Below are 21,321 nucleotides of genomic sequence, written 5' to 3'. Positions count from 1 at the left end.
GCCAAGCAGAACGGGCGAACGAGGCTCAGCCGAACGCTGAAACCCTCGATGGCATCGACGTCAACAACACCACCGCAACCGCGGCGGCCGCCGCCAGCACCGAGCCGGCCGGCGAAAAAATGCCGACCGACAAACTGGTCGACGTTTCGCCTCTTGCCCTGCGCATGAGCAGCCCCTTCAATGCGGGTTACTGGCTTGCCGCCGCTTGAACACAAGCGACAGCGCATCGGCCTAATTGAAAAAAGCCCGCTGAGCGGGCTTTTTTCATGGGGCAACGGCCTGGGCCAGGGCGACGTATTCGTCGACAGGCACTTCCTCGGCCCGCCTCTGGACATCGAACTCGCCCTCGAAGCCGTGTTCCTGCAGCCACTTGCCGAGCGTGTGGCGTAGCAGCTTGCGGCGCTGGCTGAAGGCCACCTGCACGATTTCGCCCAGCCGCGCGGCATTGACCGCCGGCGGCGTGGCCAGCGGCACCATCCGCACCACGGCGCTGTCCACGCGAGGCGGTGGATCGAAGCTCTCGGGCGGCACGAACAGCACGTTTTCCATCTTGTAGCGCCACTGCAGCATCACGCTCAGCCGGCTGTAGTCCGACGTGGCGGGCTTCGCCACCATGCGGTCGATCACTTCCTTCTGCAGCATGAAGTGCTGGTCGGCCACCAGGTGGGCATAGCCGAGCAGGTGGAAAAGAATGGGCGTGGAGATGTTGTAGGGCAGGTTGCCGACCACGCGCAGGGGCCTGGCCGGAAACCGTTCGGCCAGCGCCGCGAAGTCGACCTTCAGCACGTCGGACTCGATCACCTCGAGCTGGGCGTGCTCGCGCAGGCGCTTGGCGAGGTCGCGGTCGAGCTCGATCACCGTCAGGCGGCCCAGCCGCTCGACCAGCGGCTGCGTCAGCGCGGCAAGCCCCGGTCCGATCTCGACCATGGCGTCGCCGGGCTGCGGCGCGATCTCGCGCACGATCGCATCGATGATTCCCCCGTCGGACAGGAAATGCTGTCCGAACCGCTTCCTGGCGATATGTGCCATCAAGACTGCGGCGGATCGCGGTATTCGACGTAGGCGCGGGCGCGCACTTCCTGCACCCACGTGGAGAAAGCCTCTTCGACGCGCTTTTCGCGCAGCGCGGCACGCGCGGCTTCGCGCTGCTCGGACTGGCTCAGCTTGGCGTCGCGGCGGCCTTCCACCTGGATCAGGTGCACGCCGAAGCGCGACACCACCGGATCGCTGATCTCGCCCGGGGCGAGGCGGTCCATGGCTTCCTCGAACTCGGGCACGAACTGGCCGGGGCGCGACCAGCCGAGTTCGCCGCCGTCCTTGGCGCTGGCGTCCTGCGAGTTGTCGCGGGCCAGCCCGGCGAAGTCGGCCGTGCCGGACTGCACCCGGCGCTTGAATTCGGCCAGCTGCGCGACCGCCTGCGCCGTGGTGCGCTTGGGATCGTTGAGCAGCAGGATGTGGCGCACCTGCGTCTGGGTCACGGTCGCGTCGCCCGAGCCGATCTGGGCCTTGGCGAGCACCTTGAGCACATGGAAGCCGGCGCTCGAGCGCACCGGCCCGGCAATGCCGTTCACCGCCGTCGATTGCGTGGCGTCGACGAACAGCGACGGATAGCGGTCGGCGCTGCGCATGCCGATGGCGCCGCCGTTGGCGCGGTCGGGCGCATCCGAGTTCTCGCGCACCAGCTTGGCGAAGTCTTCGCCGGCGCGGGCGCGCTGGGCGATGTCCTGCGCCTTCTTCTGGGCCGCGGCCACCTGGGCGTCGGTGGCGGTCTCGGGCACGGCGACGAGCACCTGCGCAAGGTTAAGGTTCTGCAGCGCCATGTTCTTGACGGCGACGTTGCGCTGGTCGATCAGGTATTCGTCGGCCTCGGCATCGCTGACCTTGACCTTCGACTCGACTTCGCGGTCGCGCAGCCGCGTGAGCAGAAGCTGGTCGCGCAGGTCGCGGCGGAACTCGGCCTGCGTGAGGCCTTCGGCGGCCACGCGGCGGCGCAGCTCGGTCAGGCTGATTTCGTTCTGGCGCGCCACCGTCTGCTCGGCCTGGTCGATGGCCACTTCGTCGACCTTGATGCCGTTTTCCTTGGCCAGCTGCAGCTGGGCGCGCTCGGAGATCAGGCGCTCGAGCACGAGCCGCGTGAGTTCGTTGCGCGGCACGCGTTCGGCATCCGGGTTTTCCTTGATGAGGCGATCCACCCGCGTCAGCACTTCGGTGTTGGTGATCGGCTCCGAATTGACCAGCGCGACGATGAATTCGGCCGCGCGCTGCACCGGTGCGGTGGTGGGCGCCGCGGGGCGGGCCACCGGCGGGCCCAGGCGCGGGCCGGCGCGCATGATGTCCGTGATGCCGGAGTGGAAGCCTTGCGCGCCCGCCGCTGCGGCCATTGCTGCAAGGCAGCCCAGGGTGATGATGGAACGGATGTGTTTCATGGCGTGCTCAGTCAGTCGTCTCAGTCGTAGTTGGTGAAGCGGCTCGGCGCTTCGCCAGGTTGGCGCAGGGGTTCATAGCGCTGGATGTTCTGCCGCAGCGCCTGCATCGGGCTCGACCCGATGCTGGAGAAGCCGACAAATTCGAGCTGGAACATGATGCGCGTGTTCGCCGTCACCAGGCCGGTCGTGGTGCGCTGGAGCACCACGCGTCCGATCCAGCAGCAGCCGTCGTACTCGAAGCCGAGCACGCCGTCGGTGATCTTCTTGTCCTGCAGGTCGTAATTGAGGCGGCCGACCGCATACCAGCGTCCACCGCCCTGGCCCTTGCCGGGGCCCAGGTTCTTGCCCTTGTCGCCCCAAAGGTCGTTGATCGGCCACTGCCAGCCCACGTCGAACGACTTGCTGCCGTCGGTTGCGGTGGGCGTGGTCGGCGCCTGGTAGCGGAAGGCGGCACTGAGGTTGTGATACGGCTCGGGGTTGTACCGTGCGCTGATGGCGGAGCGCTCGGACTTGCGCGTGTCGGGGTTGTACTGGACGAGGGTGTCCACGCTCCACTTCGGCGTCCAGTTGATCTGGCCGCCGATCAGCAGGTCGCTCGCGCGGTCGGTCACGGGGGTGCCGCCGGGCAACACCACGTTCTGGTTGCTGAAGCGCAGGCGCTGCGCGATGCCGAAGCGCGCCGCTTCGACGCCGGTGGCCGGATCGATCAGGCGGGAGGTCACGCCGAGGGTGAGCGCATTGGTGTCCGAGATCCGGTCGCCGCCGGAGAACGCGTTCTCGGTGTAGATGGTCGCGAAGCTGAAGTCGTTGGCCGCCGAATCGTAGTTCGGCAGCATGTTCTGGTTGCGGTACGGCGTGTAGACGTAGTAGGCGCGCGGCTCCAGCGTCTGGCGGAAGGCTCGGCCGAAGTAGCTGGCGTCGCGCTCGAAGATCAGGCCGCTGTCGAGGCTGAAGGTCGGCACCGTCCGGGTGCTGGAGGTCGGGTAGAAATACAGCGAGTTCGGGTTGTAGGGAATGCCGCCCACGTACTGCGTGCCGTTGACGGTGAGCTTCGGAATGTCAGCCTGCGGCAGGTAGTAGTTGTAGGTGGCCGCATTCAGCATCAGCTTCGGAATGACGAAGGAGCTCGGCGTGATGAACGGCCGGCTGATGGATGCAACGGCCATCGCACGGTCGCCATCGGGCTGCGACTGCTGGTTGAAGTCGTAGCCCGGCTGGCCGTTCAGGATCGTGTTGACCCGGAAATGCGTGTAGTCGAGGTTGAGCGAGACGTCGAAGCCGTGCCAGTCGTACTTGTTGTAGTTGGCGGTGATCTGCGGCATCCGGTCGTAGGCCGGCGTGATCGGCGACAGGTTGTACTGCAGGTTCTGGTACTGCAGCGCGCGGATGCCGCCGCTCCAGTCGCCCTTGGCCCAGTTGAGCGAGGCGTCGTTCGGCAACTGGCGCTGCGCGAGCGACGGCGTGCGCGTGAAGTCGCGCCAGTAGTCGTTGTCGCTCACGCGGTTGATGCTGATGTTGGCCGACAGCGAATCCAGGCCGAGCGCCTTGGCGTCGAAGTCCTGGTGGTGGTTGGCCCAGAGGCCCCAGCGCCTGGTGCTGCCCGGTCCGTTGCCGAGCGTCAGGGCCTGGGGCTGGATCTGCCCGCTCATCAGTTGCTGCAGCTGGGTGCTGCGCAGTTCGTTGTAGCGCTGCCCCACCAGCCGGTCGCTGCCCATGAAGTCGAGGCGGACGGTGCCCTTGTAGTCCTTCTCGAGGTAGCGGAATTCGTTGCTGAAATCGACGCCGCGCTTGCTCATGATCGTCGGCGTGATCGTCGCGTCGCGGTTGGGTGCGATGTTCCAGTAGTACGGCTGCGAGATCTCGATGCCGTTGGTGTTGTCGATGCCGACGGTCGGCGGCAGCAGGCCGCTCTTGCGCTCGCTGGACAGCGGAAAGCTCACGCTGGGAATGGGCGGCGTGGTGATGCCCATGAAGCTCAGGCGCGCGTTCTTGGCGACGCCCTCGTTCTCCTCGGTGTCGGTGGTCAGCGTGGTCGCGGTCAGCAGCCAGGCCGGCATCCAGCCGGGGAAGTCTTCGCGGCGGCAGGTGGTGTAGGTGGCCTGGCGGGCCACCGACACGTTGGCGTCGACGAAGTCGATGCGCTGCGCCTCGCCGTGCGCTTCGTTCGCGAGGAACTGGTAGCGAACGTTGTTGAAGAAGCCCTCGAAGGTCTCGAGCTTGAGCTGCAGCTCCGGCCCTTCGTACACGTTGCCGCCCTGGTTGACCCGCACGTTGCCGGTGGCCTTGGCGAGGTCGTTGGGCTGGTAGTACTCGAGGCGGTCGGCGGTGATGCCGAGCGCGCCGCGCCGCAGGGTGGCGTTGCCCTCGACCACGGTTTCCAGGTCGGGGCGGCCGGAAATGCGGTCGCCGGTGACCAGGCTGGGCAGCTGGCCGCGCTCGGTGGGCGGGATGACTTCCGTCAGCAACGGCGTACGCTTCAGCGTGAGCGGCCCGTCGAGGTTGGGGGCCTGCTGGGCGGAAGCGCCCTGCGCCTGGAACAGCGCCAGGGACAGCACGGCCAGCGGCAGCGGCGGGCTGGCGCGCCGCGGGCGCGGCAGGGTAGTGCGTCGGCGCATCACGCCTCCCGCCCGGCCGTTCCGAGGAAAGCCCGCGACTCTCCGGGGGAGGGCAGCGAGCGCACAAGGTGCCAAGCGTGAGGGCTTTGGGTCGTAGGCATCGGTTCGGAACGAAGAATCGTCGGGGGAGACGGCGCGGCAGGCCGGCGGGTTGCAGGGGCCGGCAGCAACCCGTATCGGCCGGAAGCCGGCCAAGCGGGATTGCCGCGCCAGGCGGATTTGTAGAATCGATTATCCATGACAGCACCCTTGCCCCCGGCCCCATTGGCCCCAAGTCCCGCCGAGCCCATTCTCTGGACGGATCCGAAACGGGCCGAAGTATTCCAGGGCTGGCTGCACGGCATCGCCCCCGCCCACCGCCTGTTGCCGGACACGGTCCGGCTGGCCTCGGTGGACGCGAGCTTTCGCCGCTACTTCCGCATCGACACCACCGATCCGGCCGCGCCCACGCGCATCGTGATGGATGCCCCGCCGGACAAGGAAAACAGCGCCCCCTTCGTGCAGGTGGCGCAGTTGATGGCAGAGGCCGGCGTGCTGGCCCCCACGGTGCTCGAATGGGACCGGCCCCACGGCTTCCTGCTGCTCGACGACCTGGGCCGCCAGACCATGCTGGACGTGCTCGACCCCGCCCGCCCCGACGCGAGCCGCCCTCTCTACGACGAGGCGATCGACGCCCTCATCCGCTGGCAGCTGGCCTCGAAACCCGGCGTGCTGCCGCCCTATGACCGGGCGCTGCTGGAGCGCGAACTCGCCCTGTTCCCCGAGTGGTACATCGGCCGCCACCGCGGCATCGCCGTCGAGGGCAAGCTCAAGGAGCGCCTGGAGCGCAGCTTCAGGCTGATCGTCGACAGCAATCTCGCGTCGCCCAGCGTCTACGTGCACCGCGACTTCATGCCGCGCAACCTCATGGTGAATGTGGCCCCCACGCTCGGCACCGGCGTGTCCTCGCTGCCCACCGAGGGGGCGCTCGGCGTGCTCGACTTCCAGGACGCCGTCTACGGCCCCATCACCTACGACATCGCCAGCCTGATGCGCGATGCCTTCCTGAGCTGGGACGAGGAGTTCGTGCTCGACATCACCATCCGCTACTGGGTCGCCGCGCGCAAGGCCGGCCTGCCGGTCGACGAAGACTTCGGCGCCTTCTACCGGGCCGTCGAATGGATGGGGCTGCAGCGCCACCTGAAGGTGGCCGGCATCTTCGCGCGCATCACGCTGCGCGACGGCAAGCCCCGCTACCTGGCGGACACGCCGCGCTTCATCGCCTACATCCGCGCCACCGCCGGCCGCTACATGGAACTGACGCCGCTGGTGCGGGTGATCGACGAAATCGAGGGCACTTCGGCCATCACCGGCTTCGCCTACGGCCGTGTCTGAAGGAAAACTGAAAAAGCACCACCCTGTGACGCCCGTACAACGGTCGTTCGCAGCTATCGATTTCATAGCATGCCGCGTTTTCACTGTTCCGTGCCGCTGACCGCCGGCGCCAACCTGACGCTGCCGGCGGGCGCCGCGCGCCATGTTCAGGTGCTGCGGATGCAGCCCGGCGACGCGCTCACGCTGTTCGACGGCGCGGGCGGCGAGTACGCGGCCATCGTCGAGCGCATGGGCCGCAGCGACGTCGCGGTGACGGTCGGCGCCCACCAGCCGGTGGAGCGGGAAGCATCGCGCGCCGTGCACCTCGCGGTCGGCATGCCGGCCAACGAGCGCATGGACTGGCTGGTCGAGAAGGCCACCGAGCTGGGCGTGTCGAGCATCCAGCCGCTGGCCACGGCCCACGGCGTGCTGCGCCTGTCGGGCGAGCGCGCCGAAAAGAAGCGCGCGCACTGGGAGGCCATCGCCGTCGCCGCCTGCGAGCAGTGCGGCCGCAACCGCGTGCCGGTGATCCATCCGGTGCAGAGCTTTTCAGCCTGGATCGGCGCGCAACAGCAGCAGGACGCCGATACCGCCGAGCGCCTCGTGCTGAGCCTCGCCGAAGGCACTCGCGGAATCGCCTCCCTGCAGGCCGACACCGGCCGGGGCGTCCTGGTGCTCAGCGGCCCCGAAGGCGGCCTGAGCGGTGCCGAAGAGCAGGAGGCCATCGCCCGGGGCTTCGCGCCCATCACCCTCGGTTCGCGCGTGCTGCGCGCCGAGACGGCGGCGCTCGCCGCATTGGTGTCGCTCGCCTGACTTCAGGTCGGTTGAAGCGGTGTTTTCCGCGAGGCGAACGCGGAGCACTTGGGAAACAATCGTTACTTCTTTAAGACAAAAGAAGGACATTTGCTTCCATGCCTCGCCCGTCCCGCGCGCTGCTTTTCACCTTTCCAGTGCTTGCCGCCCTGTATACGGCGCAGGGCGCCCAGGCCCAGAATCCGCCCGCTGTGCAGGCGCAGGTGGTCGTCGGTCCCGAGGTCGACAAGGCCTATGCGCAGCTGATGGCCTCGCCCCGCATCCAGAAGCTGATGGAGTCGGTGAAGGCCGACCATGAGCGCTCGATCGAGGACCTGAAGGCACTCACCGAAATCGAGGCCCCGCCCTTCAAGGAGCAGAAGCGCGCCGAAGCCTTCCTGGCCCGCATGAAGGCGCTGGGCCTGACCCAGGCAAGGATCGACGCCGAAGGCAACGTGGTCGGCCTGCGCAAGGGCACGGGCAACGGGCCGAAGCTGCTGATTTCGGCCCACCTCGACACCGTGTTCCCCGCCGACACCGACGTGAAGGTGAAAGAACATGAGGGCCGCCTCCACGCCCCCGGCATCGCGGACGACACGCGCGGCCTGGCCGTGCTTCTGTCGTGGCTCAAGGTACTGAACGACAACAGGATCCAGACCGTTGGCGACCTCATGTTCGTCGCCAACGTCGGCGAGGAGGAACTGGGCAACCTGCGCGGCATGAAGGCGATCTTCCGCGACCACCTCGACATCGACGGCATGGTGGGGCTGGAGCCTTCGGGGCCGGGCAGCGTGCTGATACTGGGCACCGCGAGCCACCGCTGGGAAGTCACGTTCCAGGGCCCGGGCGGCCACAGCTTCGGCGCGTTCGGCATGGTGCCGAGCGCCATCCACGGCATGGGGCGCGCCATCGCCAAGATCGCCGACGTGCGCACGCCGAGCTTCCCCAAGACCACCTTCACGGTCGGCACGGTCGGCGGCGGCACCTCGGTGAACACCATCGCGCCCGACGCGCGCATGGCCATCGACATCCGCTCGGACGACATGGCCTCATTGCTGGAGACCGAGAAGAAGATCCTCGCGGCTGTCGACGAAGCCGTGGTGGAAGAAAACCGGCGCTGGAACGTGAGCACGCTGAGCGCAAGCGTCAAGCTCATCGGCGATCGCCCCGGCGGCCGCACGCCGCCCGACTCGGTCATCGTCGAGGCCGCGGTGCGCTCGAACGCGGCCTTCGGCCACAAGACGCTGCTGCGCGGCGGCAGCACCGACGCCAACGTGCCGATCTCGCTGGGCATCCCGGCCATCATCGTCGGCGGGGGCGGCAGGGCGTCGGGATTCCATTCGCTGAGCGAGTCCATTGACATGACAGATGCATGGAAAGGCGCGCAGAATTCGCTCGCCGCCGTGCTCGGGCTGGTGGGCGTGCAGGGTGTCAGCGCCCCGCTGCTGCCCAAACGGGCGGTGCGTACCAAGTAATTTGTCACGCTGCCAGTTCGAAAGTGGAAGTGCAACTTTCAGCTTAGGGTCCGCGGCATTTAACAATGCTCACGGTTCTGTCACACACCAAGGAAACGGCCATGGGATTGCTCGATTCGGTACTCGGTCAGGTGCTAGGGGGCGCTGCTCAGCAGCAGCCGCAACAAGGCGGCGGCCTCGGAGGGCTGGGCGATCTCGGCGGGCTTGCCGGTGCGCTGGGCGGCCTGCTCGCCAACAACGGAGAGCAGGGCGGCATCGGCGGGCTGGTCTCTAAGTTCGAGCAGGCCGGCCTCGGCAACGTCATCGGCTCATGGATCGGCAAGGGAGAGAACCAGCCGGTCACGGGCGACCAGCTGCAGAACGCGCTGGGCAGCGACACCATCGCGAACATCGCCTCCAAGCTGGGCGTCAACGCGCAAACGCTGCTGCCGATGCTCGCGACCATGCTGCCGGCCCTGATCGACCAGCTCACGCCGCACGGCAAGGTGCCGGAGCAGGGGCTCGGCAACCACGAAGACCTGCTGGGCTCGCTCAGCGGCCTGTTGCAAGGCAAGCAGTCCTGAGAGACTGCCGTCTCCAGACTCGGCGCCCGCAAGGGCGCTTTTTTTCGCCTTTTTTCGCCTCCAGCGGCCTTGGCCGACAATGCCGCTCGCATCAATTCGAGGTAAGACGGCATGGCGGGCGGTGGCAAATCGAAGGTAGAGAGTTCGCAGGCACGACCCGATGGCACCGTCCGGTGGTCCAAGAGCATGCGCGAGGCGCTCGCGCAGTTCAACGACCGGCCCTGCGGCCATTGCGGCGGCCTGCTGTCTGATGAGCGCAGCCTGGCCGACAGCCTCGATTTCTTCCGCCGCCACCGTTCCAGCTTCTACCCGCCGCGCGCGGCCCGGCTGCGCATGCTCGAGATGCACGGCGCCGGAGCGGCCGAGCTGTTCTTCGAGCCGTCCCCGCACAAGGAAGAAGTGGCCGACCTGCTGGCCATCCAGGACGAGGCCGTGGTCCGCTTCTTCGTGGCGCAGGTCAAGCAGATCGATTGCAAGAACGCCCTGATCAAGCAGGCGGCGCGCTGGCCGCTGTTCGTGCTGCGCGAGCTGCTGTCGGCGAACCCCGCGCGCCACCAGGCCGGTGCCGCGCTGATCCTGGAACTGCTGGCCGCCAACCCCGACTGGCAAGCCCCGCTCGAAGCCGCCTGCGACGAGGGCCAGCGCAACACACTCGCGCGCCTGCAGGAAGACGGCTCCGGCGGCGTGGCAGAAGCGCCGCCGGCCGCCTGGCCCGCGCTGCTGAGGCGCCCGCCCTGGAAGAACCGCCAGGCGCTGCCCGTCATCCCTACCCTGGCGCTGCAGCCCCTGCCGCCGGCCGCGTCGCTGCACTGGCAACACCTGCAGCCGCCGCAATACCTGCAGGCCACGGGCGACGTGTCCGACTGGCTGGCGCGCGAGGTCCGCGTCTCACGCGAGCGCGCCGACGAATGGGCCGGCGAGTTCCCCCGCCACCAGCCCGACGCGCCGGCACATGTGCGCGAAGGCAGCAACGCGCACAAGGCCCTGTGGATGCTGGGCCTGCGCCCCGAGCTGATCGACGGCGTGGTGAACGGCAGGGAGGTCGCGCCGGAAGACTTCGGCCCGCTGCCCGACGCCCGCTGGGGCGCCGCCGAATACCTCTGGCTGCTGCCGCAGCCGCTGGCCGTCGCGGTGTTCACGCACGGACCCGCGCCCACCCACTACATGGACGACGTCTCGCGCGTGCGGCCCATCCTGCATGCGTTCGGCGCCGCCGCGCTGCCGGGGCTGCAGCGCGTGCTCAAGCAGGGCTCGCGCGCGATGTTCGAGCTGGCCGCCGTCATCGAATGGGACCCGCTCGCGGGCTGGATCGCCAGGGGTTTCCATACCAACCGCTGGGTCCGCCACGAGGCGAGCGAGTGGCTGGCGCGCTACCCGGAGGCGGCCGCGCGCGGCCTCGTGCCCATTGCGCTGGGCGAGCCCGGCGCCGCGCATGAAGCCGCGCAGGCCGCGCTGCGCTGGCTCCACGGCGCCGGCCATGCCGACGCGGTACGCAACCAGGCCGCCGCCTACGGCCCCGAGGCCGCCGATGCCGTGGCACAGCTGCTGGCCATCGCCCCCGAAGACCTGCTGCCCGACAGCCTGCCCGTGCTGCCGAAGACCCTGCCGCTGGCCGCGCTGCCCCGGCTGATCCTCCGGCAGGGCGGCCAGGCATTGCCCCAGGCCGCCGTGCCCGACGTGCTGATGGCGATGATGCTCGGCAAGCCCGACATGCCCTATCCGGGGCTGGCCGGCCTGCTGGAGGCGCTCACGCCCGACTCGCTCGCGCGTTTCGGCCGCGCGTTGCTGGCCTGGTGGATCGGCAATGGCCGCCCCGCCAAGGAGCGCTGGATGTTCGCGCTGCAGGGCCGCCTGGGCGACGGCGAGACCGCGCGCCAGCTCTACGGCCTGCTGCGCCAGTGGCGCGCCGCGCTCGACCGCGTGCGCGCCTACGACGCGATGGCGATGCTCGGCGAGATCGGCAGCGACGCCGCCCTCATGCACCTGGCCGAACTCTCGCGCCAGACCCGCCACGACGACCTGCGCACCCGCGCCGACCGCATGCTGGGCGAGGTGGCCGAGCAGCGCGGCCTGAGCCTCGACCAGCTGGCCGACCGCACCGTGCCCGACCTGGGCCTGGACAGCCGCGCGCGGCTCACGCTCGACTTCGGCCCGCGCAGCTTCGAGATCCGCATGGACCACAACTTCGAGCCGGTGGTGCACAACCGCACCGGCAAGATGCTCAAGACCCTGCCCAAGCCCGGCGCGAACGACGACGCGGGCAAGGCCGCCGCTGCGGCCAATCAGCTCAAAGACCTGCGCAAGCTCGCCAAGGCCGTGGCCACAGCGCAGGTGCGCCGCCTCGAAGCCTCGATGTGCGCGCGGCGCCGCTGGGCGCCCGCCGAATTCCTGCCCTTCTTCGCCAACCATCCGGTGCTGCGCGTCTTCAGCCGGTCGCTGGTGTGGGGCTTGTTCGATGCGTCGAACCGGCTGGCCGGCACCTTCCGTGTCGGCGCCGAGGGCGAGCTGACGGATCTGCGCGGCGCCACGGTCGTGCTGGCCGTCAACGCGCGCATCGGCATCCCGCATCCGCTGGAGATCGCAGGGCTCGACCCGGCGCTGGCCACCGCCTGGGCCGGCGTGCTGGCCGGCCACGGAATCGCGCAGCCCTTCGAGCAACTGGCGCGCCAGACCTTCGCGCGCGACGAATCGCTGCGCGCGCGCCGCGACATCCCGCACTGGGCCGGCCGCCAGGTGTCGAACGGTGCGCTCCTGGGCCTGGAACAGCGCGGCTGGCTGCGCGAGGTGGGCGAAGGCGGCATGGTCGGCAGCTTCGGCAAGCCAGTGCCCGGCGGGCGTCGCATCCGCCTGCGCCTGGCCGTCGGCTGGTTCGTGCAGGACAGCCCCGACGGCGCCGAGCTGCAGACCGTGCAGTCCGTGGCGCTCGACGGCGCCGACGGCAGCATGCTGGGCGACTTGTCGCCGGTCGATTTCAGCGAGGTCGAACGCGACCTGCAGCGTGCCGTCAGGCCCGCGGCGGAAAGCGCTGGTTGAGCCAGCGCTGCAGGGCCGCGAAGACCGGTTCGGCTTCGAGCTCGTTGAAGATCTCGTGGTACAGCGTGTCGAAGCAATGCGCCTCGACCCTGCCGCCCGCCGCAGCCGCGGCGAAGGCCCGGCTGGCCGACGGCCTCACGAGGCGGTCGTCGCCCGCGTAGAGCAGCAACGTCGGCACGGGCCAGTTGGCGGCGCGCTGCTGCACCGTCGCGCCCTCGTACGCCAGGAAGCGCGCGAGCCGGCCGCCGATGCGGTCGTGCGTGAGCGGATCGTCGCGGTAGGCCTGCACCACGGCCGTGTCGTGCGAGAGGTAGTTGTCGTCCAGGCCGTTGCCCACGCGCAGGTTCGGCGCAATGCGCGGCAGCACCGCGAGCAGCGCCTTCTGGAAGCCGCTCAGGCCGGGGTCGAGCCCCGGCGAGGACAGCACCAGCCCGTCGACCGGCCGCACCCCGCGCGCCACCAGGCTCGCCGCGACCAGCCCGCCCAGGCTGTGCCCCAGCAGCACCAGCGGCAGCCCGGGGTTCAGGCGGCGCGCATCGTCGATCACCAGCGCGAGGTCGTCGACCAGCCGCAGTTCGCTCGGCAGGCCGCCGCGCGCACCGGTGGACTCGCCGTGCCCGTGGTGGTCATGCGCCCACACCGCGAAGCCCCATTCGTGCAGGCATTCCGCCAGCGCGTGGTAACGGCCCGCATGCTCGCCGAGCCCGTGGACCACGACGATCACGGCACGCGCCGGCCCTGGCGCCGGCAGGCGGCGCAGAGCGAGCGTCTCGCCGTCCGGCGTGGACAGCGACACGCGCTGCGGCAGAGGCAGCGCCGGGTCGTTCAAGCCGCCACCGGCTCCGATGCGGCGGCGCGGTGCGCGGCCGGGAGTGCCGCAATCACTTCGGCCACGGCGGCCGTGAGCTTCTTCGCATACGGCACGTGCAGGAACTCGTTCGGGCCGTGTGCGTTGCTCTTGGGGCCGAGCACGCCGCAGACCATCATCTGCGCCTTCGGGAAGCCGGCGCTGAGCATGTTCATCAGCGGAATAGTGCCGCCCTGGCCGATGTAGCCGCACGATGCGCCGAAGTGCGCGCGCGAGGCCTTGTTGAGCGCATCCTCGAACCACGGCGTGATGGTCGGGGCGTTCCAGCCGGTGGCGCCGCCGCCGCTCTCGAAGGTCACGCGGGCCTGGTAGGGCGCGTTGTCCTCGAGCAGGGCCTTGAGCGTCTGCACCGTCTCGGCCGCATCCACCAGCGGCGGCAGGCGCAGCGAGAGCTTGAAGGCGGTGTAGGGGCGCAGCACGTTGCCCGCGTCCTTCAGCGCCGGGAAGCCTTCGGCGCCGGTGACCGACAGCGTGGGCTTCCAGGTGCGGTTGAGCAGGGCCTCGACCGGGTCGGTGGTGGTGGGCAGCGCGAACATGGTCGAGCCGCCGCAGTCGTAGTGCGCCCACGGGAAGCGCTTGTAGACCTCGTCGCCGAGGATGGCGGCGGTGGCCTTGGCCTGCGCCAGCCGGTCGGGCGGCACTTCGCAATGGAAGCTCGCGGGCAGCAGGCGGCCGGTGGCGCTGTCCTCGAGGCGGTCGAGCACCTGCCGCATGATGCGGAAGCTCGAGGGCACGAGGCCCGAGGCGTCGCCCGAGTGGATGCCTTCGGTCAGCACCTCGACCTTGAGCGTGCCGCTGGCCATGCCGCGCAGCGAGGTGGTGAGCCAGAGCTGGTCGTAGTTGCCGGCGCCGGAATCCAGGCAGATCACCAGTTCGACGTTGCCCAGGCGCGGACGCAGCGCGTCGACGTAGGGCAGCAGATCGTAGGAGCCGCTTTCCTCGCAGGTCTCGATCAGGCCGACGATGCGCGGATGCGCCACGCCCTGGGCCTTGAGCGCCTGCAGCGCGGCGACGCTGGCGTACACCGCATAGCCGTCGTCGGCGCCGCCGCGGCCGTAGAGCAGGCCGTTCTCGTACTTGGGCGTCCAGGGGCCGAGGTCGTTGCGCCAGCCGGTGAACTCGGGCTGCTTGTCGAGGTGGCCGTACATGAGCACGGTCTCGTCCATGTCGGTGCCCGTGGCCGGCACTTCGAAGAACAGCACCGGGGTGCGGCCCTCGAGCCGCACGATCTCGAGCTTCAGGCCCTCGACCTTCTGCGCCTCGACCCAGGCGGCGGCGTTGCGCAGCACGGTCTCGAGGTAGCCGTTGGCGGCCCAGTCCTTGTCGAAGCCGGGCGACTTGGAGGGAATGGCGATGTAGTCGGTGAGTTGCTTGACGATGTCGCCGTCCCATCGGGCGGTGACGTCGGACAGGGCACGCTCGGCGTCGAGCGTGCCGGCGGGCATTTCGCGGTGCAGGGGGGCGTTCATCGGTGGGTTCTCCGCGGGTGGACGAAAAGACGCATTTTGCGCCTTGAGGCGAGCGCGCGTAGAGTGCGGGCGATCTCAAACCGGAGGCCATGTGAGCAAGTCAGCATCGACTCGGATCAAGGTAGATATCAAGGTGGGTATTGGCGGCTGGACCTACGAACCCTGGCGCGACAACTTCTACCCCAAGGGGCTCGCGCACGCGAAAGAGTTGAACTACGCGAGCCGCAAGGTCAGCTCCATCGAGATCAACGGCACCTACTACAGCACCTTCAAGCCCGAGACCTTCCGGAAGTGGCACGACGACACGCCGGCCGACTTCATGTTCTCGCTCAAGGCCTCGCGCTTCGCGACCAACCGCAAGCTGCTGTCCGGCGCGGGCGACTCGATCAAGCGCTTCATCGACAGCGGCGTGGCCGAGCTGGGCGACAAACTGGGCCCGATCGTGTGGCAGTTCATGCCGACCAAGCAGTTCGACGCGGAAGACTTCGAGGCCTTCCTCTCATTGCTGCCGAAGAAGGAAGGCAGCCGCGTGCTGCGCCACGTGATGGACGTGCGGCACGAGAGCTTCATGGTGCCCGCGTACAAGGCGCTCGCGAAGAAGCACAAGGTGTCGACGGTGTTCACCGACGCCGAGAAGTTTCCGTCGTTCGAGGAGCCCGAGGGCGACTTCGCCTATGCGCGGCTCATGATGGCCGACGCCAAGCTCAAGGCCGGCTATGCGCCGAAGGCGCTGGACACCTGGGCCGAGCGCGCGCAGGGCTGGGCCGAATCACCGAAGAAGCGCGACGTGTTCGTCTACTTCATCAACGGCGCGAAGGAAAGGGCACCGGCCGCGGCCGGTGCCCTGCTGGAGCGCCTGGGATGGGAGCCGCCCGCGGCCTGAATGAAGCCGGGCGGCGCGGGATGAACCAGAGACTGCGTCAGCCCTTGGCGCCGAAGCTGATCTCGCCCGACAGCTGGCCGCCTTCTTCGATCACGATCTTGCCGTAGCGGATCTTGCCGGTGACCTTGCCGGTGGAGTGGATGACGAGCTTCTCGCGCACGGTGAGGTTGCCGTCGAACACGCCGCGGATTTCGGCGATGTCTATTTCTGCCGAGCCCTTGAACTCGCCCTGTTCGGCGATCTGCATCAGGCGCGAATCCATGGTGGCCTCGACCAGGCCTTCGACCACGAGCGTGTCGCAATCGGTGATCTCGACGCCCTTGAGCTTGATGTTGGGGCCGACGGTGAGCTTGCTTCCGCCTTCCTTGGCGACGGGGGCTGCCGCCGCTGCATTGAGGCCGCCTTGCTGGGCGGTCAGCGACGAGGGATTGACGGGGGAACCGGAGAGGTTGGTGGCTGCGCCGACGAGCGGAGCGGGGCGGGAAGTCAGCGAGTCGTTGTCTCGGTCACGCTTGCCGAAGAAGGGGGACTGTGTAGCCAATGGGGAGCTCCTCAAGAAAGGGGACTATCGTAAGAACGCACTCACGGCATGCGGCACTTCATTGCGCAAGAAGCGTAACTGAATAAGTCGTCACCGACACGACAATGGCCCGCATGACCCGCCCGAATCTCGAAGCCCTCTCCACGCCCGCCGCCACCGACTCGCGGTTCGACAAGCCCTCGCACGGCTGGCGGCGCACGCTGTTCACGGTGATCTTCGAGGCCGACACGCGCGCGGGGCTGTGGTTCGACCTTGCGCTGATCGCGGTCATCGTCACCAGCGTGCTGGTGGTGATCCTGGACAGCGTGCAGTCGATCCGCGAGCACTGGCGCCCGGTGTTCAACGCGCTCGAATGGGTGTTCACCATCCTGTTCACGCTGGAGTACATCGCGCGGCTGTGCTGCGTGAACAAGCCGCTGCGCTATGCGCTGAGCTTCTACGGCGTGATCGACCTGCTCGCGCTGCTGCCGACCTTCCTGGTGGCCCTCGCGCCCGAGCTGGCCTACCTGATCGACGTGCGCATCCTGCGCCTCTTGCGCGTGTTCCGCATCTTCAAGCTGTCGCGCTACTCGCTGGAGTACCGCGCGCTGGTGATGGCCGTGGCGTCGAGCCGGCGCAAGATCACCGTGTTCGTCGGCTTCGTGATGCTGGTGGTGCTGGTGATGGGCACGCTGATGTACGTGGTCGAAGGGCCCGAGCACGGCTTCACGAGTATTCCGGTGGCCATCTACTGGGCCATCTCGACGATGGCCACCGTGGGCTTCGGCGACCTCGTGCCCAAGACCGACCTGGGCCGCGCGATCGCCTCGGTGATGATGCTGCTGGGCTGGGGTGTGCTGGCGGTGCCTACGGGCATCGTGACGGCAGAGATGGCGCGGCGCGGGCCGAACGACGAAGCCGTGCCCGTGCCTGTGGCGCAACGCGGTGTTCTTGCGATGACGGCGCCCGAGCCTGCGTCCGCGCCCGCGGTGCCGGCGAAGCGGGTTACTCCGTCGGCCAGGCGACGCGCCCTTGCGCAGCATCGCCGAGGCGGGCGATGAAGGCATCGGCATCGGGCTCGGGGAGCGTGAAGACGAAGCGCACGTCGTCGCCGTGCTGCACGCTCTCGAGCACCGCGCCGGCCGAGGCGAGTTCGCGCCGCACCAGCCCTTCGAGCGCATAGGGCACGATGCATCGAAGGCTGCGCTGGCGCAGCAGCGGCACGAGCGTGGCGCCGAGCAGGGCCTGCGCCACCGCGTCGGTGTAGGCCCGCACGAGGCCGCCGGCACCGAGCTTCACGCCCCCGAAGTAGCGCACCACGGTCGCGAGCGCGCCCTCGACCTGCTGGTGGCGCAGCACCTCCAGCATCGGCCGTCCCGCGGTGCCACCGGGCTCGCCGTCGTCGTTCGCGGCCGACTGGCCACCGGCCATCAAGGCCCAGCACACGTGCGCGGCGGCGGGATGTTCTGCGCGCAACGAGGCGACCACGGCCAGTGCGGCCGCGCGGTCGGCCACCGGCTGCACGCAGCCGATGAAGCGGCTTTTCTTGATGAGCAGTTCGCTGTGAACCGGCTGCGCCAGCGTGAAGCTCATGCGTTGCGGTCCACGTCCATCACGTGCATCAGGGCTCAGCCGCCGCCGCGCTCGAACTTGAAGACCGCGGTGCCGGCGCGCGCATTGGGCAGCCAGCGCACGTCGCGGCCGTCCTGCAGGCCGAAGGCGTCGAGCACGCGCAGATTGTTCTTGCCGGCCAGCACTTCGAAGTCCTTGAAGGTGCCGACGCGGATGTTGGGCGTGTCGTACCACTGGTAGGGCAGGCGGCGCGTCACCGGCATGCGGCCGCGCGCCACGCTCAGGCGGTTGGGCCAGTGCGCGAAGTTGGGAAAGGCGACGATGCCGATGCGCCCCACGCGCGCAGTCTCGCGCAGCATCACCTCGGCATTGCGCAGGTGCTGCAGCGTGTCGATCTGCAGCACCACGTCGAACGAGGCGTCGTCGAACATCGACAGGCCTTCGTCGAGGTTGAGCTGGATCACGTCGACGCCGCGGCGCACGCACTGCAGCACGTTGCCGTCGGCAATTTCCACGCCGTAGCCAGTGCAACCGCGCTCGCGCTGCAGCAGGTCGAGCAGGGCGCCGTCGCCGCAGCCGAGGTCGAGCACGCGCGAGCCTTGCGGCACGAGTTCGGCGATCAATCTTTGGTGTTCGAGGTCGCTCATGCAGTAGTACTCCCCCCCAGGCTTGCCGCTTCGCGTGCTGCGCCAACCCCCTTCAGGGGGCCCGCGCCTTGGGGCGGCCCGGCGGCGCTCGTCTCCTTGGCGACGCGCTCGAAGTAAGAGCGCACCACGCCCATGTAGCGCACGTCGTCGAGCAGGAAGGCGTCGTGGCCGTGCGGCGCGTCGATTTCGGCGTAGCTCACGTTGCGGCGGTTGTCGAGCAGCGCCTTCACGAGTTCGCGGCTGCGCGCGGGCGAGAAGCGCCAGTCGGTCTTGAAGCTCACGAGCAGGAACTTGGCCTTGGCATTCGCGAACGCGGTGCTGAGCTTGCCGCCGTGGCTGCGCGCGGGGTCGAAGTAGTCGAGCGCGCGAGTGATGAGCAAGTAAGTGTTGGCGTCGAAGTACTCGCTGAACTTGTCGCCCTGGTAGCGCAGGTAGCTTTCGATCTGGAACTCGACGTCTTGCGTGGAGTAGCGGTAGTCGAGCCCCGCGGCCTCGCCTTCGACGGCGCTGCGCAGGATGCGGCCGAACTTCGCGTTCATCACGTCGTCGCTGAGGTAGGTGATGTGGCCGATCATCCGCGCGATGCGCAGGCCGCGCTTGGGCACCACGCCGTGCTCGTAGAAGTGGCCGCCGTGGAAGTCGGGGTCGGTGACGATGGCGCGGCGCGCAACCTCGTTGAAGGCGATGTTCTCGGCCGTGAGGTTGGGCGCGCTGGCCACCACCACGGCGTGGCGCACGCGATCGGGGTACTGCAAGGTCCACGACAGCGCTTGCATTCCGCCGAGGCTGCCGCCCATGACGGCGGCGAGTGTCTCGATGCCGAGCGCGTCGAGCAGGGCGGCCTGGGCGTCGACCCAGTCTTCCACCGTGACCACCGGGAAGTCGGCGCCGTAGACGCGGCCCGTGGCGGGGTTGACGTGCATCGGGCCGGTCGAGCCGAAGCAGGAGCCGAGGTTGTTGACGCCGATCACGAAGAAGCGGTCGGTGTCCACCGGCTTGCCCGGGCCCACCATGTTGTCCCACCAGCCCTCGGAGCGGGCCTGGCCCTGGTAGACGCCCGCCACGTGGTGCGAGGCGTTGAGCGCATGGCACACCAGCACCGCATTGCTGCGATCGGCGTTCAGGGTGCCGTAGGTTTCGTAGGCGAGCGTGTAGTCGCTGATCGATGCGCCGCTGCGCAGGGCCAGCGGGCCCGCGAACTGCATCGACTGCGAAGTGACGACCAATGGAGGTGACGACGACATGAATGAAAAACCCGGCCTCGCCAAAAACGAGCCGGGTCTGCCGCGCCTGTCTTTAGCTGGATTTATAAAGCGCCCGCAAGCTGAAGCAAATCGGCGCAACACGAGTATATCCCCCAGGCTGCGCGCACTGCGTGACGCTTCGCCAACCCCCTTCGGGGGCAACACCTGCGGCCCGGCGAAGCCGGTTCCGCGGTGTTTCTGGAAGGGGCTCTGCTTTTTTACCAGCCGATGATCATGATCACGCCCAGCACCAGGAAGATCGCGGCGGAGATGCCGTGCACGAGCTTGATCGGCACGCGGCGCACGATCTTCTCGCCGAGCCACACCACCGGCGCGTTGGCCAGCATCATGCCCAGCGTGGTGCCCGCGACCACCCAGAAATAGTCGTGCGTGAAGCGGGCGGCCAGCATGACGGTGGCGATCTGGGTCTTGTCGCCCATCTCGGCGAGGAAGAACGCGATCACGGTAGTGCCGAAGACGCCGAACTTCGACACGCCCGGGGCATCGTCGTCGTCGAGCTTGTCTGGAATCAGCATCCAGACGGCCATCGCGATGAACGAGCCGCCAAGAATCCAGCGCAGCACCTCGGGCCCGAGCCAGCGCGTGATGTAGTTGCCCACGGCACCCGCCAGGGCGTGGTTGATGATGGTGGCGGCGAAGATGCCGAGGACGATGGGCCAGGGTTTCCTGAAGCGGGCTGCGAGCAGGAGGGCCAGGAGTTGGGTCTTGTCGCCCATTTCGGCGAGCGCAACTACGCCGGTTGCAACGAGAAAAGCTTCCATTTTTTGAACGTGGGGTTTCTTGGCCGAAGGACGCAATTGACCGTGCAACACCTTCGGCCATATTCCCGAAGTTGCACGGTCAAAGGTCTCGCCAGGTGTTTTCTCACTGCACGCGCCATGTCCTGTGGGGCAGGACAAGTCTGTTGACGCGGGCCCCTCTCGCAAATCGGAAGGCGGCTACTCCCCAATGACGGGCGAGATTCTACCTGTAGCGCCAACGGCCTCACCTGATCTTGTAAGCGGGCGCTAGCTTTTGATTGTTTTCACAGGCGCTACCTCAAGAAGCAAATTCCTGCTTGCTTTTCAAATATTTCACCCATAATGCACGAGCCTCCCACTTCATTTTGGTGGGGAGGCAGTTCGGTGATCGGTCAGTTTCGCGCGACTCGACGCTCTCGTTTGAGTGATGCTTTCGGGACTCCATCGCTTTTCTTGATGTGTTTATAGGAGTCCCTTGATGGGCAACAAACTGTACGTCGGCAACCTGCCTTACTCGGTGCGCGACGGTGATCTCGAACAGGCCTTCGGCCAGTTCGGCGCAGTGACCAGCGCCAAGGTCATGATGGAGCGCGACACCGGCCGCTCGAAGGGCTTCGGCTTCGTCGAGATGGGCAGTGACGCGGAAGCACAGGCCGCCATCAACGGCATGAACGGCCAGCCCCTGGGCGGCCGCAGCGTCGTCGTCAACGAAGCACGCCCCATGGAAGCTCGTCCCCCGCGTAGCGGTGGCGGCGGCTACGGCGGCGGCGGCGGTGGTTATGGCGGCGGTGGTGGCGGTGGCTACGGCGGCGGCGGTGGTGGCGGCTACGGTGGCGGTGGCGGCGGCGGCGGTGGCCGCTCCGGCGGTGGCGGCGGCTACGGCGGCGGTGGCCGCAGTGGCGGCGGCGGCGGTGGTGGCGACGGCGGTTTCCGCAGCCCCTACGGCGCCGGTCCCCGTGGCGGTGGCGGCGGTGGTCGCAGCGGCGGTGGTGGCGGTGGCTACGGTGGCGGCGGCAACAGCGGCTACTGAGCCCTGCACCTCGACGCACAGAAAAGACAAAGGCTCCTTCCGGAGCCTTTTTCTTTGGCCGCTCGCTTTT

General features: G+C 68.3%; 18 protein-coding genes and 1 riboswitch. Of the genes, 8 read left to right on the top strand and 10 right to left on the bottom strand.

Annotation, left to right across the window (positions count from 1 at the left end):
- Positions 1–264 precede the first annotated feature (264 nt).
- The 3 genes from rsmA to ACQY8B_RS24425 are packed head-to-tail and all read right to left on the bottom strand — an operon-like array spanning position 265 to position 5,041.
- Positions 265–1,029, bottom strand: a complete 765-nt coding sequence (rsmA, locus tag ACQY8B_RS24435; protein ID WP_422084292.1) for a 16S rRNA (adenine(1518)-N(6)/adenine(1519)-N(6))-dimethyltransferase RsmA — start codon at positions 1,027–1,029, stop codon at positions 265–267.
- A complete protein-coding gene (locus ACQY8B_RS24430) occupies positions 1,029–2,426 on the bottom strand; it encodes a peptidylprolyl isomerase (RefSeq protein ID WP_422084291.1) in 1,398 nt (465 codons plus the stop codon). Before ACQY8B_RS24430 ends, rsmA begins: the two co-directional genes overlap by 1 nt.
- A 20-nt stretch (positions 2,427–2,446) precedes the next feature.
- Complete coding sequence (locus tag ACQY8B_RS24425) at positions 2,447–5,041, bottom strand: LPS-assembly protein LptD (RefSeq protein ID WP_422084290.1); 2,595 nt, start codon at positions 5,039–5,041, stop codon at positions 2,447–2,449.
- 237 nt (positions 5,042–5,278) lie between these two features.
- Between ACQY8B_RS24425 and ACQY8B_RS24420 the strand changes: the two genes are divergently transcribed.
- The 5 genes from ACQY8B_RS24420 (at position 5,279) to ACQY8B_RS24400 (ending at position 12,257) form a co-directional block, all read left to right on the top strand.
- Complete coding sequence (locus tag ACQY8B_RS24420; protein WP_422084289.1) at positions 5,279–6,415, top strand: aminoglycoside phosphotransferase family protein; 1,137 nt, start codon at positions 5,279–5,281, stop codon at positions 6,413–6,415.
- A gap of 69 nt (positions 6,416–6,484) precedes the next feature.
- Positions 6,485–7,207: a 16S rRNA (uracil(1498)-N(3))-methyltransferase gene (locus ACQY8B_RS24415; protein ID WP_422084288.1), complete on the top strand. Its 723-nt coding sequence runs from the start codon at positions 6,485–6,487 to the stop codon at positions 7,205–7,207.
- A gap of 98 nt (positions 7,208–7,305) precedes the next feature.
- The gene (locus tag ACQY8B_RS24410; RefSeq protein ID WP_422084287.1) at positions 7,306–8,661 is read left to right on the top strand and encodes a M20/M25/M40 family metallo-hydrolase; all 1,356 of its coding nucleotides are present in this window, start codon (positions 7,306–7,308) and stop codon (positions 8,659–8,661) included.
- Positions 8,662–8,762: 101 nt separating this feature from the next.
- Positions 8,763–9,224 (top strand): YidB family protein, encoded by a 462-nt coding sequence (locus ACQY8B_RS24405; protein WP_422084286.1) that lies wholly within the window; start codon positions 8,763–8,765, stop codon positions 9,222–9,224.
- A 186-nt stretch (positions 9,225–9,410) separates the two neighbouring features.
- The gene (locus ACQY8B_RS24400) at positions 9,411–12,257 is read left to right on the top strand and encodes a DUF4132 domain-containing protein (protein WP_422084285.1); all 2,847 of its coding nucleotides are present in this window, start codon (positions 9,411–9,413) and stop codon (positions 12,255–12,257) included.
- Here the strand turns inward: ACQY8B_RS24400 and ACQY8B_RS24395 are convergent.
- Entirely contained in the window at positions 12,229–13,086 is an 858-nt protein-coding gene (locus tag ACQY8B_RS24395) for an alpha/beta hydrolase (protein ID WP_422084284.1), read from the bottom strand. The genes ACQY8B_RS24400 and ACQY8B_RS24395 overlap by 29 nt on opposite strands.
- Entirely contained in the window at positions 13,083–14,594 is a 1,512-nt protein-coding gene (locus tag ACQY8B_RS24390; RefSeq protein WP_422084283.1) for a M20 family metallopeptidase, read from the bottom strand. Before ACQY8B_RS24390 ends, ACQY8B_RS24395 begins: the two co-directional genes overlap by 4 nt.
- Positions 14,595–14,685: 91 nt before the next feature.
- Between ACQY8B_RS24390 and ACQY8B_RS24385 the strand changes: the two genes are divergently transcribed.
- Entirely contained in the window at positions 14,686–15,477 is a 792-nt protein-coding gene (locus ACQY8B_RS24385) for a DUF72 domain-containing protein (protein WP_422084282.1), read from the top strand.
- A gap of 37 nt (positions 15,478–15,514) precedes the next feature.
- Here the strand turns inward: ACQY8B_RS24385 and ACQY8B_RS24380 are convergent, their stop codons facing one another.
- A complete protein-coding gene (locus tag ACQY8B_RS24380) occupies positions 15,515–16,018 on the bottom strand; it encodes a bactofilin family protein (protein WP_422084281.1) in 504 nt (167 codons plus the stop codon).
- Positions 16,019–16,131: 113 nt separating this feature from the next.
- Between ACQY8B_RS24380 and ACQY8B_RS24375 the strand changes: the two genes are divergently transcribed.
- Positions 16,132–17,058, top strand: a complete 927-nt coding sequence (locus ACQY8B_RS24375) for an ion transporter (protein ID WP_422084280.1) — start codon at positions 16,132–16,134, stop codon at positions 17,056–17,058.
- On the opposite strand, the gene ACQY8B_RS24370 is transcribed toward ACQY8B_RS24375, so the two are convergent.
- The 4 genes from ACQY8B_RS24370 to ACQY8B_RS24355 all read right to left on the bottom strand — a co-directional run bounded on the left by ACQY8B_RS24370 (position 17,003) and on the right by ACQY8B_RS24355 (position 20,242).
- Positions 17,003–17,590 (bottom strand): IMPACT family protein, encoded by a 588-nt coding sequence (locus ACQY8B_RS24370; protein WP_422084279.1) that lies wholly within the window; start codon positions 17,588–17,590, stop codon positions 17,003–17,005. The genes ACQY8B_RS24375 and ACQY8B_RS24370 overlap by 56 nt on opposite strands.
- A 35-nt stretch (positions 17,591–17,625) precedes the next feature.
- A complete protein-coding gene (gene metW / locus ACQY8B_RS24365) occupies positions 17,626–18,216 on the bottom strand; it encodes a methionine biosynthesis protein MetW (RefSeq protein WP_422084278.1) in 591 nt (196 codons plus the stop codon).
- Entirely contained in the window at positions 18,213–19,460 is a 1,248-nt protein-coding gene (metX, locus tag ACQY8B_RS24360; protein ID WP_422084277.1) for a homoserine O-succinyltransferase MetX, read from the bottom strand. Before metX ends, metW begins: the two co-directional genes overlap by 4 nt.
- Before the next feature lie 218 nt (positions 19,461–19,678).
- On the bottom strand, positions 19,679–20,242 hold the full coding sequence (locus tag ACQY8B_RS24355; RefSeq protein ID WP_422084276.1) for a TMEM165/GDT1 family protein: 564 nt from the start codon (positions 20,240–20,242) through the stop codon (positions 19,679–19,681).
- Positions 20,243–20,261: 19 nt separating this feature from the next.
- Positions 20,262–20,440: riboswitch (yybP-ykoY riboswitch) on the bottom strand.
- 259 nt (positions 20,441–20,699) lie between these two features.
- Here ACQY8B_RS24355 and ACQY8B_RS24350 point away from each other — a divergent pair.
- Positions 20,700–21,251 carry an RNA recognition motif domain-containing protein gene (locus ACQY8B_RS24350; RefSeq protein WP_422084275.1) on the top strand — a complete coding sequence of 184 codons (552 nt, stop codon included), beginning with the start codon at positions 20,700–20,702 and terminating at the stop codon, positions 21,249–21,251.
- The last annotated feature ends 70 nt before the right edge of the window (positions 21,252–21,321 follow it).

The organism is Variovorax sp. (assembly GCF_965279555.1).
Taxonomy (GTDB): domain Bacteria; phylum Pseudomonadota; class Gammaproteobacteria; order Burkholderiales; family Burkholderiaceae_C; genus Variovorax.
Note: the sequence above shows the minus strand (reverse complement) of the source record. Positions and strands in the feature narration are given on the sequence as shown.

What these genes read in the sequence shown, in the direction of transcription:
- rsmA (WP_422084292.1), bottom strand. Translation starts at nt 1,029, where the DNA reads ATGGCACATATCGCCAGGAAGCGGTTCGGACAGCATTTCCTGTCCGAC.
- ACQY8B_RS24430 (WP_422084291.1), bottom strand. Translation starts at nt 2,426, where the DNA reads ATGAAACACATCCGTTCCATCATCACCCTGGGCTGCCTTGCAGCAATG.
- ACQY8B_RS24425 (WP_422084290.1), bottom strand. Translation starts at nt 5,041, where the DNA reads ATGCGCCGACGCACTACCCTGCCGCGCCCGCGGCGCGCCAGCCCGCCG.
- ACQY8B_RS24420 (WP_422084289.1), top strand. Translation starts at nt 5,279, where the DNA reads ATGACAGCACCCTTGCCCCCGGCCCCATTGGCCCCAAGTCCCGCCGAG.
- ACQY8B_RS24415 (WP_422084288.1), top strand. Translation starts at nt 6,485, where the DNA reads ATGCCGCGTTTTCACTGTTCCGTGCCGCTGACCGCCGGCGCCAACCTG.
- ACQY8B_RS24410 (WP_422084287.1), top strand. Translation starts at nt 7,306, where the DNA reads ATGCCTCGCCCGTCCCGCGCGCTGCTTTTCACCTTTCCAGTGCTTGCC.
- ACQY8B_RS24405 (WP_422084286.1), top strand. Translation starts at nt 8,763, where the DNA reads ATGGGATTGCTCGATTCGGTACTCGGTCAGGTGCTAGGGGGCGCTGCT.
- ACQY8B_RS24400 (WP_422084285.1), top strand. Translation starts at nt 9,411, where the DNA reads ATGCGCGAGGCGCTCGCGCAGTTCAACGACCGGCCCTGCGGCCATTGC.
- ACQY8B_RS24390 (WP_422084283.1), bottom strand. Translation starts at nt 14,594, where the DNA reads ATGAACGCCCCCCTGCACCGCGAAATGCCCGCCGGCACGCTCGACGCC.
- ACQY8B_RS24375 (WP_422084280.1), top strand. Translation starts at nt 16,132, where the DNA reads ATGACCCGCCCGAATCTCGAAGCCCTCTCCACGCCCGCCGCCACCGAC.
- ACQY8B_RS24370 (WP_422084279.1), bottom strand. Translation starts at nt 17,590, where the DNA reads ATGAGCTTCACGCTGGCGCAGCCGGTTCACAGCGAACTGCTCATCAAG.
- metW (WP_422084278.1), bottom strand. Translation starts at nt 18,216, where the DNA reads ATGAGCGACCTCGAACACCAAAGATTGATCGCCGAACTCGTGCCGCAA.
- metX (WP_422084277.1), bottom strand. Translation starts at nt 19,460, where the DNA reads ATGTCGTCGTCACCTCCATTGGTCGTCACTTCGCAGTCGATGCAGTTC.
- ACQY8B_RS24355 (WP_422084276.1), bottom strand. Translation starts at nt 20,242, where the DNA reads ATGGAAGCTTTTCTCGTTGCAACCGGCGTAGTTGCGCTCGCCGAAATG.
- ACQY8B_RS24350 (WP_422084275.1), top strand. Translation starts at nt 20,700, where the DNA reads ATGGGCAACAAACTGTACGTCGGCAACCTGCCTTACTCGGTGCGCGAC.